Origin of the sequence: Mesorhizobium sp. B3-1-9 (genome assembly GCF_006439595.1) — a bacterium.
Lineage (GTDB): Bacteria > Pseudomonadota > Alphaproteobacteria > Rhizobiales > Rhizobiaceae > Mesorhizobium.
The window spans coordinates 71,297-84,583 of the sequence record NZ_VFTJ01000006.1; the positions used below are offsets into that span (position 1 = coordinate 71,297).

The 13,287-nt window shown below is 62.7% G+C and carries 14 protein-coding genes; 6 read left to right on the forward strand and 8 right to left on the reverse strand.

The window, feature by feature from the left end:
* Positions 1-25 precede the first annotated feature (25 nt).
* Entirely contained in the window at positions 26-856 is an 831-nt protein-coding gene (locus FJW07_RS12870) for a cell envelope integrity EipB family protein (protein WP_140856801.1), read from the reverse strand.
* A gap of 139 nt (positions 857-995) precedes the next feature.
* Here FJW07_RS12870 and FJW07_RS12875 point away from each other — a divergent pair, with 139 nt between their 5' ends.
* The 3 genes from FJW07_RS12875 to FJW07_RS12885 all read left to right on the forward strand — a co-directional run bounded on the left by FJW07_RS12875 (position 996) and on the right by FJW07_RS12885 (position 3,580).
* The gene (locus FJW07_RS12875; RefSeq protein ID WP_140653090.1) at positions 996-1,460 is read left to right on the forward strand and encodes a RidA family protein; all 465 of its coding nucleotides are present in this window, start codon (positions 996-998) and stop codon (positions 1,458-1,460) included.
* Positions 1,461-1,468: 8 nt separating this feature from the next.
* Positions 1,469-2,197, forward strand: coding sequence for a glycerophosphodiester phosphodiesterase (locus tag FJW07_RS12880; protein ID WP_140856803.1), 729 nt, complete (start codon positions 1,469-1,471; stop codon positions 2,195-2,197).
* Positions 2,198-2,365: 168 nt separating this feature from the next.
* Positions 2,366-3,580 carry a GNAT family N-acetyltransferase gene (locus tag FJW07_RS12885; protein ID WP_140856805.1) on the forward strand — a complete coding sequence of 405 codons (1,215 nt, stop codon included), beginning with the start codon at positions 2,366-2,368 and terminating at the stop codon, positions 3,578-3,580.
* 10 nt (positions 3,581-3,590) lie between these two features.
* On the opposite strand, the gene FJW07_RS12890 is transcribed toward FJW07_RS12885, so the two are convergent.
* Positions 3,591-3,755 carry a cytochrome oxidase subunit III gene (locus FJW07_RS12890; RefSeq protein ID WP_140642732.1) on the reverse strand — a complete coding sequence of 55 codons (165 nt, stop codon included), beginning with the start codon at positions 3,753-3,755 and terminating at the stop codon, positions 3,591-3,593.
* Between the two features lie 168 nt (positions 3,756-3,923).
* Here FJW07_RS12890 and FJW07_RS12895 point away from each other — a divergent pair, with 168 nt between their 5' ends.
* Complete coding sequence (locus FJW07_RS12895) at positions 3,924-5,621, forward strand: sulfatase-like hydrolase/transferase (protein ID WP_140856807.1); 1,698 nt, start codon at positions 3,924-3,926, stop codon at positions 5,619-5,621.
* A 65-nt stretch (positions 5,622-5,686) separates the two neighbouring features.
* Positions 5,687-6,115 (forward strand): HIT family protein, encoded by a 429-nt coding sequence (locus tag FJW07_RS12900; protein WP_140642737.1) that lies wholly within the window; start codon positions 5,687-5,689, stop codon positions 6,113-6,115.
* A 12-nt stretch (positions 6,116-6,127) separates the two neighbouring features.
* On the opposite strand, the gene FJW07_RS12905 is transcribed toward FJW07_RS12900, so the two are convergent.
* The 4 genes from FJW07_RS12905 to FJW07_RS12920 all read right to left on the reverse strand — a co-directional run bounded on the left by FJW07_RS12905 (position 6,128) and on the right by FJW07_RS12920 (position 10,225).
* Entirely contained in the window at positions 6,128-6,754 is a 627-nt protein-coding gene (locus tag FJW07_RS12905; RefSeq protein ID WP_140642740.1) for a chloramphenicol phosphotransferase, read from the reverse strand.
* Between the two features lie 64 nt (positions 6,755-6,818).
* Positions 6,819-9,284: an ATP-dependent Clp protease ATP-binding subunit ClpA gene (clpA, locus tag FJW07_RS12910; RefSeq protein ID WP_140642742.1), complete on the reverse strand. Its 2,466-nt coding sequence runs from the start codon at positions 9,282-9,284 to the stop codon at positions 6,819-6,821.
* 6 nt (positions 9,285-9,290) lie between these two features.
* Complete coding sequence (clpS, locus tag FJW07_RS12915; RefSeq protein WP_041000825.1) at positions 9,291-9,617, reverse strand: ATP-dependent Clp protease adapter ClpS; 327 nt, start codon at positions 9,615-9,617, stop codon at positions 9,291-9,293.
* 278 nt (positions 9,618-9,895) lie between these two features.
* Positions 9,896-10,225 carry a phasin family protein gene (locus FJW07_RS12920; protein ID WP_140642744.1) on the reverse strand — a complete coding sequence of 110 codons (330 nt, stop codon included), beginning with the start codon at positions 10,223-10,225 and terminating at the stop codon, positions 9,896-9,898.
* Positions 10,226-10,513: 288 nt separating this feature from the next.
* On the opposite strand from FJW07_RS12920, the gene FJW07_RS12925 reads away from it, so the two are divergent.
* Positions 10,514-11,929 carry a D-alanyl-D-alanine carboxypeptidase gene (locus FJW07_RS12925; protein ID WP_140856809.1) on the forward strand — a complete coding sequence of 472 codons (1,416 nt, stop codon included), beginning with the start codon at positions 10,514-10,516 and terminating at the stop codon, positions 11,927-11,929.
* 42 nt (positions 11,930-11,971) lie between these two features.
* Here FJW07_RS12925 and FJW07_RS12930 read toward each other — a convergent pair whose 3' ends face one another.
* Positions 11,972-12,670, reverse strand: a complete 699-nt coding sequence (locus FJW07_RS12930; RefSeq protein WP_140642748.1) for a molecular chaperone DnaJ — start codon at positions 12,668-12,670, stop codon at positions 11,972-11,974.
* Between the two features lie 123 nt (positions 12,671-12,793).
* Positions 12,794-13,222, reverse strand: coding sequence for a DUF1489 family protein (locus FJW07_RS12935; protein ID WP_140856811.1), 429 nt, complete (start codon positions 13,220-13,222; stop codon positions 12,794-12,796).
* Positions 13,223-13,287: the final 65 nt, after the last annotated feature.

The window sequence follows — 13,287 nt, forward strand, 5'->3', positions numbered from 1 at the left end:
TAGGGCGGCTACCGTCGAAGCGCTGCTATTTCGACGCCGGGCAAGGCTTGGTCTGGTCGAACAACGACAGGTTCACCAGCTTGCCGGTCATCGAGAAGTCGCCATAGTCCATGACGAGGTCGCGAGTGATGCCGTTCTCGTGCAGCTTGAAGCTGATCCGGTACTCCGGCACCTCCTCGCCGCTTTTGTCGGTATCGTCGAAATAGGCAATGTCGACCGGCCAGTATTTGTCGGAGGCGAGCTTGGCCAGCGCCGGCGCTTCCGGATCCGCCTTTTCTGCGTCCGTCTTCTTGCCGACGATGACGGTGGTGGTCATCACCTTGTTGGCATCCTCTGAGCCGTCGAACAGATTGGTCTGGTAGAAATTCTCGCCTTTCTCGGCCTTGCCGATCAGCTCGACCAGATGCTGGGTCGGAAACTGCGTCGCCGCGAGATCGAGGCTGCTCTTCTCCGGCTTGTCGATATCGACCTTCAGGCCCTTCGCTTCCCTGGTCGCCGTGCCCTTGACTTCCTTGTCGAGGTTCTGGTCGACAAAGGATTTCGTTACGAAGGAAAAGGTCTTGCCTTCGGCGTCCTCGAAAGTCGTCGTCTGCTGGTCGGTCAGCCTGGTGTTGTCGTTGGTGACGATCTGCGTGACGAAGCGGAACTTGACCGTATAACCTTCGCAGGCCGAGCCGTTGAACTCGTAGACCATGCGGCCGGTGATGCCGGTAATGCCTGAACGGTCGGAGGCCTTGCTGAGCGTGAGATCGTAGACGGCGCGATGCGCCTGCAGCGCGGGCACCGCAAAGGCCGGCGCCATCGGAAGCGCCGCCGAAAAACAGGCGGCGGCGAGGGAAAGGCGCGTTGCGCGCATGCGTTACTCCGATCGTCGCGGCCGGGGGGCAGGCCGCAGGGAAAGATGGTCCAGCTTAAAAAAAGTCGTGGCGGAAGCGAGGCAAAAATAGCAATTTCGGCCCCGCCAACGCGGCGTCTTCCAGCAATAGGGAAAACCAATGAGCGAAACAATCGAAAAGCGGCTAAGCGATCTTGGCGTCACCCTTCCGGCCGCCGCCGCGCCCGCCGCCAACTACGTGCCCTATTGCCGCACCGGCAACACGCTGTTCACCGCCGGCCAGCTGCCGCTGAAGGACGGCAAGTTGCAGGCAAGCGGGTTGCTCGGCCGCGACATCGACACGGCGGCCGGCAAGGAAGGCGCGAAATTCTGCGCCATCAACATCCTGGCGCAGGCCAAGGCAGCACTCGGCGACCTCGAAAAAATTAGCCGCCTGGTCAAGATCACCGTCTTCGTCGCCTCCGCGCCGGATTTCGTCGAACAGCATCTTGTCGCCAACGGCGCCTCCGACTTCCTGGTCGCGGTACTCGGCGAGCGCGGCAAGCACGCCCGTTCCGCCGTCGGCACCGCCTCGCTGCCGCTCAACGCCGCGGTCGAGATCGAAGCGATCTTCGAAGTCGAGTGAGGTTCAAGATGACCGATCTTTCCTGGCTGATCGCGCAGCCTGTCGCGCATCGCGGCTTCCACGACATGAACAAGACGCGCTGGGAAAACACGCTGTCGGCCTTCGCCGCGGCGGCCGAGCGCGGCTATGCCATCGAATGCGACGTGCATATCTCGTCGGACGGCGTCCCGGTCATCATCCATGACGGAGATCTGAAACGGCTGACCGGCCAGGACGGCTTCGTCTGGCAGCGCACCGCGGCCGAACTGGCGACGCTCAAGATCGGCGGCACCAAGGACCACGTGCCGACGCTCAAGGAAGCGCTCGACCTGATCGACGGCCGCGTGCCGCTGGTGGTCGAGCTGAAAGGCGTTCCTGGCCACGATGCCGGGCTGGTGGCGAGCGTCGGTCAGCTGCTCAAGCGCTACAAGGGCAAGGTGGCGATCATGTCGTTCGATCACTGGCTGATCCGCGACTTCGCCAAGGACGCGCCGGGTATCCCCGGCGGGCTGACCGCCTATGGCAGGGACAATCAGTTGATCGAGGCGCATTTCGCCATGCTCGCGCACGGCCTCGCCTTCACCTCTTACGCCGCTGGCGACCTGCCCAACCCCTTCGTCAGCTTCGTGCGCGAAAAGCTGAAAATGCCGGTCATCACCTGGACCGTGCACGACCAGCCGGCGGTCGACCTCACCTTCAAATATGCCGATCAGATGACCTTCGAGGGTTTCGAACCCGATCTGGTCAAGGTCGCCTAGAGCCGGATGATTTCAGGTCAAACGACCTGAAATCCGATCCGCCTCTAATCAATCTAAAGAGAGAGCATGATGTCGTCCGAAAACCGCTTGACACTTTTCGGCATCATGCTCTCGGGAATGCCCGAAAACGTGACTTGTAGCAGCCCTGAGGACGCTTAAATAAGCCCCATGGATCAGGGCGACGACGACGATGGACGGGCAGCGAACGCGGATTATGCGATCCGCGTCGCGGCGGGCATCGGCGCCTTCACCTGCGAGGAGTGGGACGGCTTTGCCGGAACCACGCGCGGCGACAAAGAAAACGGCTACAACCCGCTGGTTTCATTCGCTTTTCTAAGCGCATTGGAAGATTCCGGCTGCGCCGTCCGGCGCACCGGCTGGCAGGGCCATCACCTGCGACTGGAAACCGCGCAAGGCAGGCTTCTCGGCGCCGTCCCCTGTTATCTCAAATCACACAGCCAGGGCGAATATGTCTTCGACCATGGCTGGTCGGACGCCTTCGAGCGCGCCGGTGGCCGCTACTATCCCAAACTGCAATGCTCGGTGCCGTTCACGCCGGTCACCGGCCCTCGCCTTCTGGTCGGCAAAGGCGAGAATGTAGGTGCCGTGAGAGCCGGACTGGCGGAAGGCCTGAAACTCGTGACCGACAAGCTCGGCGTCTCTTCCGCGCATGTCACCTTCGCCAACGAGCCTGATGTCGCGACGCTGGAAGCGGCGGGCTTCCTGCATCGCACCGACCAGCAGTTCCATTTCTTCAACGAAGGCTTTTCGAACTATGATGACTTCCTCGCCACGCTTGCCTCGCGCAAGCGCAAGGCGATGAAGAAGGAGCGTCGCGAGGCGCTTGCCGATGGCATCTCGATCGACTGGTTGACCGGCAAGGACCTCACCGAAAGCGCCTGGGACGATTTCTTCGCCTTCTACACGGATACCGGCGGCAGGAAATGGGGCCGGCCCTATCTCAACCGGCAGTTTTTCTCCCTGATCGGCGAGCGCATGGCCGATGACATTCTTCTGGTGATGGCCAAGCGCAACGGCCGCTACATTGCGGGCGCCATCAACTTCATCGGTTCCGACGCGCTTTATGGGCGCAACTGGGGCTGCATCGAGGACCACCCCTTCCTGCATTTCGAGGTCTGCTATCATCAGGCAATCGACTTCGCCATCGAGCGCAAGCTCAAGGTGGTGGAGGCCGGCGCGCAGGGCGAACACAAGCTGGCGCGCGGCTACCGGCCCGTGACCATGCATTCGGCGCACTACATTTCGCATCCCGGTCTGCGCAATGCCGTCGCCGACTATCTTAGGCGGGAGCGGCGCGAAGTCGAGCGCATGGGCGAGTATCTCGAAGAGCACACGCCCTTCCGCAAGGACCTCGCAGAATAAGGTCTAGCGGTCAGTGCGGCTTTCGGGCGGCGATCGGAACCAGGAACGAAAAGCAGGCGACCAGGAACAGCACCGCGCCGGCAAGCGCCAGCAAATCGCCCGCGCGCCATGCCGCGGCGATGAAAAACAGCGCCGACACGATGAACAGCAGCCAACCGGCGACGATCCACTTCATGATTGCTCCGTCCTAGATTGCCGCATCAGACGACAAATGTCGGTTCTCAAGCAATAGCAGAGCCTGCCGTCGACAGCTGCCTATAATATTGGCCAAGCAACGAAGCCGGCTCAACGCCTGCTGTTTACCGGATTGGTGGAATCCGCTAAGTCATCGCCAGGGGCATTGGTGCGCGAGCACCTTGGGTTTGGCATGCTGTTTTGGGCATCTTGGGGCGTCGGGCAATGGCTCGGTGTGGCGGGGCTTGCGGCCGCGCTGCTGTTGACCGTCCGGCTCGAAGGCAAGCCGGGAACCTGGCCTCTCGGCTTTTCCACCTTCTTCCTTCTCTTTGCTTTCCTGCACCTGGTTTTTCCAGGCGCGATCGTCGCGCTCTGGATGACGCTCATGCTGACGGCCATCATCGGCATCGCCTCGAAGCTGAAATACCGCTATCTCGGCTTCAATCTTCTGGCCGGAGATCTCTACCATCTGGCCGCGAGCAGTTGGCGCAGCGTCTTTGTCGACAATGCCCGAATGGCGATCCCGGCTCTCTTCGCCGGAGCGGCGATCGCTGCGGTCGCCATGCTTGTCGACATAACTCTGGTGGAACAGGCGACGTCGCTCTCGCTGCGCCTCGCGATTTTCGCCCTAGCCGTGCTGATCTACGTGGCAGTCTATCGGTTGAGCGGCGGAGCGCCTCGTTTCCGCTTCGACCTGCTCACCAGGGATCGCGCGCATCTCTCCGCCTTCGTGGCGTCGTGGCTCGGCGCGGGACCTTCGCAACGGCCGGGCTTCGTTGACATCGCTCACGATCCGCTGCCGTTTCTGCCGCCTGTGCCGGCTAAGCGGGATAACGGCGAGGCTCGACCGCACATCTTCATGGTCCTGCACGAATCGACATTTGATCCGAGGCACCATGGCGTGCCGATCAACCGTGCTTTCGAGCAATTCTTCTCGCCCGCAAACGGTCTGTCTGGGGCTTTGCATGTCGATGTTTTCGGCGGCAGCACGCTGCAGACCGAATTCTCGGTGCTGACCGGCCTGTCCTCGCTTTCCTTCGGCAACGACAGCCGCTTCGTCTTTCATCTGCTGGCTGGGCGGGTGCGCCACTCATTGCCCTCGGTGCTTTCAGGCATGGGGTACCATGTGTCGCATGTGAGCTGCGATCGTCCCAACTTCGTCAATTGCGATCGCTTCTATAAATCGATCGGGTTCGAGGAGGTCGCCTATGCCGCGACCTTGCCGCCGCCCTTCGATCTGGAGCGCTGGCGTCGCGAGCGCCATGACGAACAGCTTTACAGCCATGCTCTGAACCGGATTGCGGACCGCTTGGGAAGCGAGAGGCCCTGTTTCCTCTCGATAATGACGCTGATGAACCACGGCGATCACCGTCGCCGCATCTTTCCGCCCGAGCTTCAGGCCGATATCCGCCGTGAAGCCGTCGCGCTGAGCGGCAATGAGAATTACGGCGAATATGCCGTGCGGCTGGCAGAAAGCGTCGAGGCCTATGCCGCGTTTCGCGGACAACTCGAAACCGCGCTGAATGGCCGGCCAGCCATCGTCGTGCGTTATGGCGATCACCAGCCGTCATTCACAGCCGCCCTCACCGGCCTGCCGCCTTCCGACAGAGCCTTGCACAAGACCTTCTACGCGATCGAGGCGATCAACAGCGCTTTGCCCGCCGATCTGGCCGCTCCTGCCATGCTCGACGCGGCATTCCTGTCGACATTGACCATGTCCGCCGCGCGTCTGCCGCTCGATCCGGTATTCGCGACCAGGACGGCCCTTCTGGCTGACTGTGCCGCTCGCTATTTCGCAAGCGAGTCCGTGCGCAAGAAGCGCTTCCACCGGGCTCTTGTCGAAGCGGGCATGGTCGATCTCGCCTGAGCGCCTTGCCGCCCATCGGCGGCTTCGCTACACCGGACGGCGAATGCAATTGGGAGTGTCACCCCATGGCCGAAGCCTATGATCCCGGCAACATCTTCGCGAAAATCCTGCGCGGCGAGATTCCCTCGCACCGCGTCTACGAGGACGACGCGGTCGTCGCCTTCATGGATGTGATGCCGCAAGGCATGGGCCACACGCTGGTGGTCCCCAAGGCGCCGTCGCGCAACATGCTCGACGCCGATCCGGCAACGCTCGGCCCATTATTCGGCGTGGCGCAGAAAGTTGCGGTCGCGGTGAAAAAGGCCTTCAACGCCGACGGCGTCACCTTGATGCAGTTCAACGAACCGGCCTCCGGGCAGACCGTCTATCATCTCCATGTCCATGTCGTTCCGCGCTTCGAGGGCGTACCGTTGAAGCCGCATTCGGGCCAGATGGAGAAGCCGGAGGTGCTGGCCGAGAACGCCGGCAAGATCCGGGCAGCGCTGGGAAGCTGAACGGACCGGCGCTCAGGCGGTCGGCAAATTCGCCAATGTGTGGAAAGCCATTGGCGCTGGTCCCGCGATGAGCCTCTCGCGGATCGACCCCGCGCATGCCCGCGGGCTGAGCAACGACGTATCGACTTCCAGGTCGTAGAGGCCGGGCTTGTGCACCTCTTCCTGCCAGCGGCGGACGGGCAGCGGCATGGGATCGTCGTCCGTTCCAATGACATATGGTGTACCGGCCCCACCTGCTGCGCGCCTTCGCAACACCTCGTCGATCGGGCAGCGGACGCCGACGAGCAGCACCGGCAGGCCGGCCAGGCGTCGCGCACAATGGGGAAGGATGTTCAGCGATCTGGAATAGGCGTCGTGATGACCGATATCGACGACGACATTGAGTCCCAGCCGGCTGTGAGCGGCGATCGAAACGTAAAGCGCGGCGTAAAGCAGCGGCACGAAAGCCTCGATGTCGGGGCGTTCGCCACCGGGACGCAGGCCGATACCCGGGCGCAGCCGCGGCGGCGTGGCTTGGGCGCAGGCGTCGACGCCGAGATTGATCCACACACCCTCGAATGTCTCCTGGATCGCCGCGGCGATGCTCGATTTTCCCGAGCGCGGCGCGCCGTTGAGGATGATGATCTGTCCGGCTTCCAAGCGGTGCTCCTTTCAACGAAAAAGGCCCCGTTTCCGGGGCCTTTGTATTTCAAGCGAGGGCTTGTCAGCCCTTGCGCGGCAGTTGCGGCACAAGGCTGCGCTTGTTGCCGTCCTTGCCTTTCGGCTCCTGCTTCTGCGCCACCGCCTTCTTGGGCGCAGGCTTCTTGGCGACCGCCTTTTTCGGCTTCGGCGCGTCTTCCGGCTCTTCCTTCTTCGGCTGCACCGGCGACTCGTCGGCGAGTGATTCGAGCTTCAGGCCGGACTCGCCGGTTTCCTTCTTCTCGACGGTGACGCGCACCGTGCCGCCCTTCTTGAGCTTGCCGAACAGCACCTCGTCGGCCAGGGGCTTCTTGATGTGCTCCTGGATGACGCGGCCGAGCGGACGCGCGCCCATGCGCTCGTCGTAACCCTTGTCGGCCAGCCAGGCGATCGCGTCCGGCGACAGGTCGAAGGTAACGCCACGCTCGGACAGCTGCGCCTCGAGCTGCATGACGAACTTCTGCACCACCTGATGGATGACCGGCACCGGCAACGAGCCGAACGGGATGATAGCGTCCAGACGGTTGCGGAACTCCGGCGTGAACAGCCGGTTGATCGCTTCGACGTCGTCGCCTTCGCGCTTGGTCGAGCCGAAGCCGATCGCCGCGCGCTGCGCATCCGACGCGCCCGCATTGGTGGTCATGATCAGGATCACATTGCGGAAGTCGATCTGCTTGCCGTTGTGGTCGGTCAGCTTGCCGTGGTCCATCACCTGCAGCAGGATGTTGAACAGGTCCGGATGCGCCTTCTCGACCTCGTCAAGCAGCAGCACGCAGTGCGGATGCTGGTCGACGCCGTCGGTCAGCAAGCCGCCCTGGTCGAAGCCGACATAGCCGGGAGGCGCGCCGATCAGCCGCGAGACGGTGTGGCGTTCCATATATTCCGACATGTCGAAGCGGATCAGCTCGACGCCAAGCGAGGCGGCAAGCTGCTTGGCCACTTCCGTCTTGCCGACGCCGGTTGGCCCTGAGAACAGATAGGAGCCGATTGGCTTCTCCGGTTCGCGCAGGCCGGCGCGCGCCAGCTTGATCGCCGAGGTCAGCGCGGTGATGGCCGTATCCTGGCCGTAGACGACGCGCTTCAGCTCGATATCGAGGCCCTGCAGCACCTTCTCGTCATCGGCCGAGACGGTCTTCGGCGGGATGCGCGCCATGGTGGCGATCGTCGCCTCGATCTCCCTGATGCCGATCGTCTTCTTGCGCTTGGCTTCCGGCACCAGCATCTGCGAGGCGCCGGTCTCGTCGATCACGTCGATCGCCTTGTCCGGCAGCTTGCGGTCGTTGATGTAGCGCGCCGACAGCTCGACCGAGGCCTTGATGGCTTCGCTCGTGTAGCGGACCTTGTGGAACTCCTCGAAATAGGGTTTCAGGCCCTTCATGATCTCGATGGCGTCCTCGATGGTCGGCTCGTTGACGTCGATCTTCTGGAAGCGCCGCACCAGCGCGCGGTCCTTCTCGAAGAACTGGCGGAACTCCTTGTAGGTGGTCGAGCCGATGCAGCGGATGGCGCCGGACGACAGCGCCGGCTTCAGAAGGTTCGATGCATCCATGGCGCCGCCCGAAGTGGCGCCCGCCCCGATCACCGTGTGGATCTCGTCGATGAACAGCACAGCGCCCGGATAATCCTCGAGCTCCTTGACGACCTGCTTCAGCCGCTCCTCGAAGTCGCCGCGATAGCGGGTGCCGGCCAAGAGCGTGCCCATGTCGAGCGCGAAAATGGTGGCGTCCTGCAGCACTTCAGGCACGTCGCCTTCGACGATGCGCTTGGCGAGGCCTTCGGCGATCGCCGTCTTGCCGACGCCGGGGTCGCCGACATAGAGCGGGTTGTTCTTGGAACGGCGGCACAGCACCTGGATGGTGCGGTTGATCTCGCTGTCACGGCCGATCAGCGGGTCGATCTTGCCGGCCCGCGCCTTGTTGTTGAGATTGACGCAGTAGGCCGTCAGCGCGTCCTGCTGCTTCTTCTTGCCGCCCTCTTCCTGCGGCTCGGCGCCATTCTGGCCGCCCTGCTCGTCCTCGGCGCCGCGCGGCGTGCGCGACTCCGAAGCGCCCGGGCGCTTGGCGATGCCATGCGAGATGTAATTGACCGCGTCGTAGCGGGTCATCTGCTGTTCCTGCAGGAAATAGGCGGCGTGGCTCTCGCGCTCGGCGAAGATGGCGACGAGCACGTTGGCGCCGGACACTTCCTCGCGGCCGGACGACTGCACATGGATCACGGCGCGCTGGATGACGCGCTGGAAACCTGCCGTCGGCTTCGAATCCTCGTCGTAACCGGTGACGAGGTTGTCGAGCTCGGTGTCGATATAGGTGAGAACCGTATGCTTGAGCTCGTCGAGATCGACGTTGCAGGCACGCATGACGGCGGCCGCCTCGGTGTCGTCGATCAGGGCGAGCAGCAAATGTTCGAGCGTCGCATATTCATGATGCCGCTCGTTGGCGAATGTCAGCGCCTGATGTAGCGCCTTTTCCAGGCCTTGGGAGAAAGCCGGCATGTTACCTCACTTCTTCTCCATCACGCATTGCAGCGGATGCTGATTCTGTCGGGCGAAATCCATGACCTGGGACACTTTGGTCTCGGCCACCTCGAATGTGTAGACACCGCACTCGCCCACTCCATGATTGTGAACATGAAGCATGATGCGTGTGGCGGCCTCGCGGTCCTTTTGGAAAAACCGCTCCAGGACGTGAACGACGAACTCCATCGGCGTGTAATCGTCGTTCAGAATGAGGACCCGGTAGAGACTGGGCTTCTTGGTCTTGGTTTTGGTGCGCGTGATGACAGCGGTGCCGCGACCGGGATCGTTGCGGTCTCCGTCACCTTGCATTCGCACCACGCCTGCCGTGGCAGTCAAACCGATCGTCACGTAGTCCAGCCTTTTCGAATCCTCATGCGAGTTCAACATGTAGGTTCTCGATGAACGATTTTAAGCCCTTCTGTTTAGCTGACAATATGGCTAGGTGGGCAAACCTCTGCGAATTTCTCAATCGTGAATGCGGTTAATGTGCATCGAGTTGCGATCGCGCATGAAAAAACCCGGCCGCGTTTCCGCGACCGGGCCTTTCCGACTGGCCGGCTGGCCTTGTCAGGTGTGATCGGGCGAAATTACTTCGCCTTGGCGACCACCGATTCGAAGGGCTTGTAAGCTTCCTTGGCGAGTTCGGCATAGAGATTGCCGATCTTGCTGGCCTCGGCCACGAAGCTCTCATAGCTCTGCTTGGCGTAATCGGTCTGGATCTCGACGGCCTTTTCGATCGACTTGGCCGCGAACAGCTTCTCGAAGGCGGCGCTGCCGGCTTCGAAGCTCTTCTTGGTGTATTCGCCGGCTTCGGTGGCGATCGCCTGCGCGCCCTTGCTGAGCGAGGCAAAGCTCTTCAGCCCGGTGTCGGCAAATTCCTTGCCGTATTTCGTGAAGTCCTCATAGGTCTGGGTCATTTCATGCTTCCCTTTGGTTGAAACGCCCTTTTTGGCCCCGGGCGCCCTTGTGCAATGCACCTCAATATATTGTGCGATGCACAAAAGTCAAGAATCCCTTGGGTAAGCAGGGGCCCAGCGCCGGCGGCCGGTAAAATTCGATTAAAGAGAAGCTCGATTTGCCGAAAAATGGTGAACGCTGCGGTTACCATAAACGGATTGGTAACGCTGGGCGCGATAGCTTGGCCGGAAGCGAGGCAGGCCTCCCTTTGCCGCCTCCGGGGCAACGAAAATTCAGGGTAAGTAACGGTGCGTCAGGCGTTGTCGGGCTTCGTCTCCAAATCTTCTCTCTCCTTCAAGGCAATCATGGTTGCCGCGCTCGCGGTGACGATTGTCGCCGCCGATGTCGCTTCGGCTCTTGCGGCAAGGTCCGCGGCCATCGTCGTCGACGCCAAGACCGGCAAGGTGCTTTATTCGGCCGATGCCAATGGCCGGCGCTATCCGGCTTCGCTCACCAAGATGATGACGCTCTATTTGACCTTCGAGGCGTTGGCGAAAGGCAGGATCAGCAAGAACACGCCGGTTCCGTTTTCCGCGCATGCCTCCGCCGAGGCACCGACCAAGCTCGGCGTTCGGCCCGGCGGCTCGGTTCCGGTCGAGACCGCTATTCTGTCGATCGTAACGAAGTCGGCGAATGACTCGGCGACCGCGCTCGGCGAAATGCTCGGCGGCAGCGAAGATAATTTCGCCCGCATGATGACGGCCAAGGCGCGCCAGCTCGGCATGACCGGCACTGTTTTCCGCAACGCCAACGGCTTGCCCGATCCCGGCCAGTTCACCACGGCGCACGACATGGCCATACTTGGCATCGCGCTGCGCGAGCACTACCCGCAATATTACGGCTATTTCTCGCAGCGCTCGTTCCTGTATGGCCGCCAGCGCATCAACGGCCACAACCGCCTGCTTGGCCGCATCAAGGGCGTCGACGGCATCAAGACCGGCTACACCCGCGCCTCGGGTTACAACCTCGTCTCCTCCGTGGCCGACGGCGATCGCCGCCTGGTCGCGGTGGTGATGGGCGGCGCTTCCGGCCGCAGCCGCGACAACCAGATGGCTGCGCTGATCAACACCTATCTGCCGCGCGCTTCGACGCGCGGCGGTGGCGATCTCATCGCCAAGGGCGGCGACAATCCGATCAAGACCTTGGCCAAGGTCTTCTTGCCCAAGCATGACGCGCCCACTCCGGACGCCAAGCCGGTAACGGATGACACTGTCGTTGCCTCAGCCGACGACGACGTCCAGCAGGTCGCCGAGGAGACGAAGCCCGTCATCAAGGTCAAGAAGGTGAAGACGGTTGCCGTCGCCGCCATGGCGCCTGCCCCTGAATCCCAGGAGACCTCGCCCCAGGTCGTCACCGCCTATGCCGAACCCGCGCCGGCCGCGCCCACGATCGATCCGGTCAAGACGTCGTCGGTGCCGTCCGGCTGGGTGGTTCAGGTTGCCTCCTCGCCGACGAAAACGGGAGCCCAGGCACTGCTCGATCAGACCGCCAAGCAGGCGCCGAGGATCCTGGCCGACGCATCGGGCTTCACCGTCGCATTCGACAAGGACGGCACAACCTACTACCGCGCCCGCTTCGGCGGCTTCGGCTCGAAGGGCGCCGCCTGGAAGGCCTGCGATGCCCTGAAGCGCAAGAAAATCTCGTGCTACGCCGTCGAGCAATAGGCGGCTGTTGAATCTCCCGGAAGGTACCGGCGTCGAAGGAGACTAATCGTGATTGGAGAGCAAGACGTCCTTGGCTTCATTGATCCGCGCCGCCAGGACGGACGTGCCGCCGACATCGGCGTTCAGGCGCTGCATCAGGCGGCGGTGCGCCTTGCGGATATCCGCCGCGGCAGCCCCCGCTTCAAGACCAAGGACCTTGTAGGCCTCCTCCTTAGTCATGGCGCCCGCACCTGGCGCAACACCCAGCCCTTCGCCACCGTGAGGCTGCGCGTCCTTGCGCCAGACGGGAAAACGGCCGTCAAGATACGTCTCTAGGAGCTGGCGGCTCTCCGGATCTGGACTGAGCTCGCCATGAAGTTGGCGCAGGTCCGTCAGTCCCATGGCCCCCAGCATCTTGCCTTCATAACGCCCGGCCAAGACAAGCCCCTCGAGCCTGCCGCTGTCATGGTCGAGGTCCATTTCGAGCGCGGCGGTGCGCACTGTCGAATGCTTGGAGGCGGCCGCCCGCGCCGGAGGCCGCCTTGTGCGTATCCATCCGACCCAGGCCAGCGCCGCGAGCAAAAGCAGTCCGCCGATAAGGCTGCGGCCGAAGATCAGCATGGGCGCGCCAACCAACCCCAGGAAGGCCGGCCCAAGCGATCTCAGACCGTCGGCCATCCTTGCCGCATCCGCGCGCACAAAGAGCATCGCGGCGCCGAAAAGCACCACGAGCACCGCTGCCAAAGCAAGGATCACGCCCATCGATTAGCACCGCCATACGGATGACCGAGCATAAGAAATAGGATGGGACCAAGGTCCGGCGCTTGCAAGTCCCACATCGGACGAGCCGAAGGGCCAGCGCCAGGGGCGGTAAACAAAGCCGCGCTAGAGCAGACCGAGTTCGGCGAGTTCGAGCCTCAGCTTGGGCGGCATTTCGGCGAGCGCCTTGCCAAGATCGGCCGGCGCATCGGCGGGCTTCAGATAGCGCCAGCCCTGGAAGGCGCGGCGCGGCTGCCAGTCGGTGCGCACCACATTCGGATCGAGCATAAGATGGCAGCGGCCGATGCCTTCATCGTCGGTGAAGGGCCGGATCTCGGTGATCAGCTGCCGGCACTGCACGCTGCCCTTGATCACCCAATAGAGCGAGCCGCCGTCGGTGATCTCGCCGCCGCGCGTCGGCACCACGCGGGTGGTGTGCCAGTGCTCGGCAGGCTCGCCGGCGCGTCGCCGCTCGTCGAGGCGGAACGCAATCCACTCCTCAAGGTCCTCGACGCTGTCGCAGCCGACGCACAGTTTTAGGAGATTAAGTGACATGCCCCAAGATTTAGCCGCAAGGGTTGACGCGTCAACGCCTTGAGCGACTTCTCCACAGGGCCAGC

Bases quoted from the DNA above. Each gene is read 5' to 3' on its own strand.
- FJW07_RS12885 (WP_140856805.1), top strand. From the start codon at position 2,366: ATGGATCAGGGCGACGACGACGATGGACGGGCAGCGAACGCGGATTAT.
- FJW07_RS12900 (WP_140642737.1), top strand. From the start codon at position 5,687: ATGGCCGAAGCCTATGATCCCGGCAACATCTTCGCGAAAATCCTGCGC.
- clpA (WP_140642742.1), bottom strand. From the start codon at position 9,284: ATGCCGGCTTTCTCCCAAGGCCTGGAAAAGGCGCTACATCAGGCGCTG.
- FJW07_RS12890 (WP_140642732.1), bottom strand. From the start codon at position 3,755: ATGAAGTGGATCGTCGCCGGTTGGCTGCTGTTCATCGTGTCGGCGCTG.
- FJW07_RS12880 (WP_140856803.1), top strand. From the start codon at position 1,469: ATGACCGATCTTTCCTGGCTGATCGCGCAGCCTGTCGCGCATCGCGGC.
- FJW07_RS12870 (WP_140856801.1), bottom strand. From the start codon at position 856: ATGCGCGCAACGCGCCTTTCCCTCGCCGCCGCCTGTTTTTCGGCGGCG.
- FJW07_RS12935 (WP_140856811.1), bottom strand. From the start codon at position 13,222: ATGTCACTTAATCTCCTAAAACTGTGCGTCGGCTGCGACAGCGTCGAG.
- FJW07_RS12920 (WP_140642744.1), bottom strand. From the start codon at position 10,225: ATGACCCAGACCTATGAGGACTTCACGAAATACGGCAAGGAATTTGCC.
- FJW07_RS12930 (WP_140642748.1), bottom strand. From the start codon at position 12,670: ATGGGCGTGATCCTTGCTTTGGCAGCGGTGCTCGTGGTGCTTTTCGGC.
- FJW07_RS12875 (WP_140653090.1), top strand. From the start codon at position 996: ATGAGCGAAACAATCGAAAAGCGGCTAAGCGATCTTGGCGTCACCCTT.
- clpS (WP_041000825.1), bottom strand. From the start codon at position 9,617: ATGCAAGGTGACGGAGACCGCAACGATCCCGGTCGCGGCACCGCTGTC.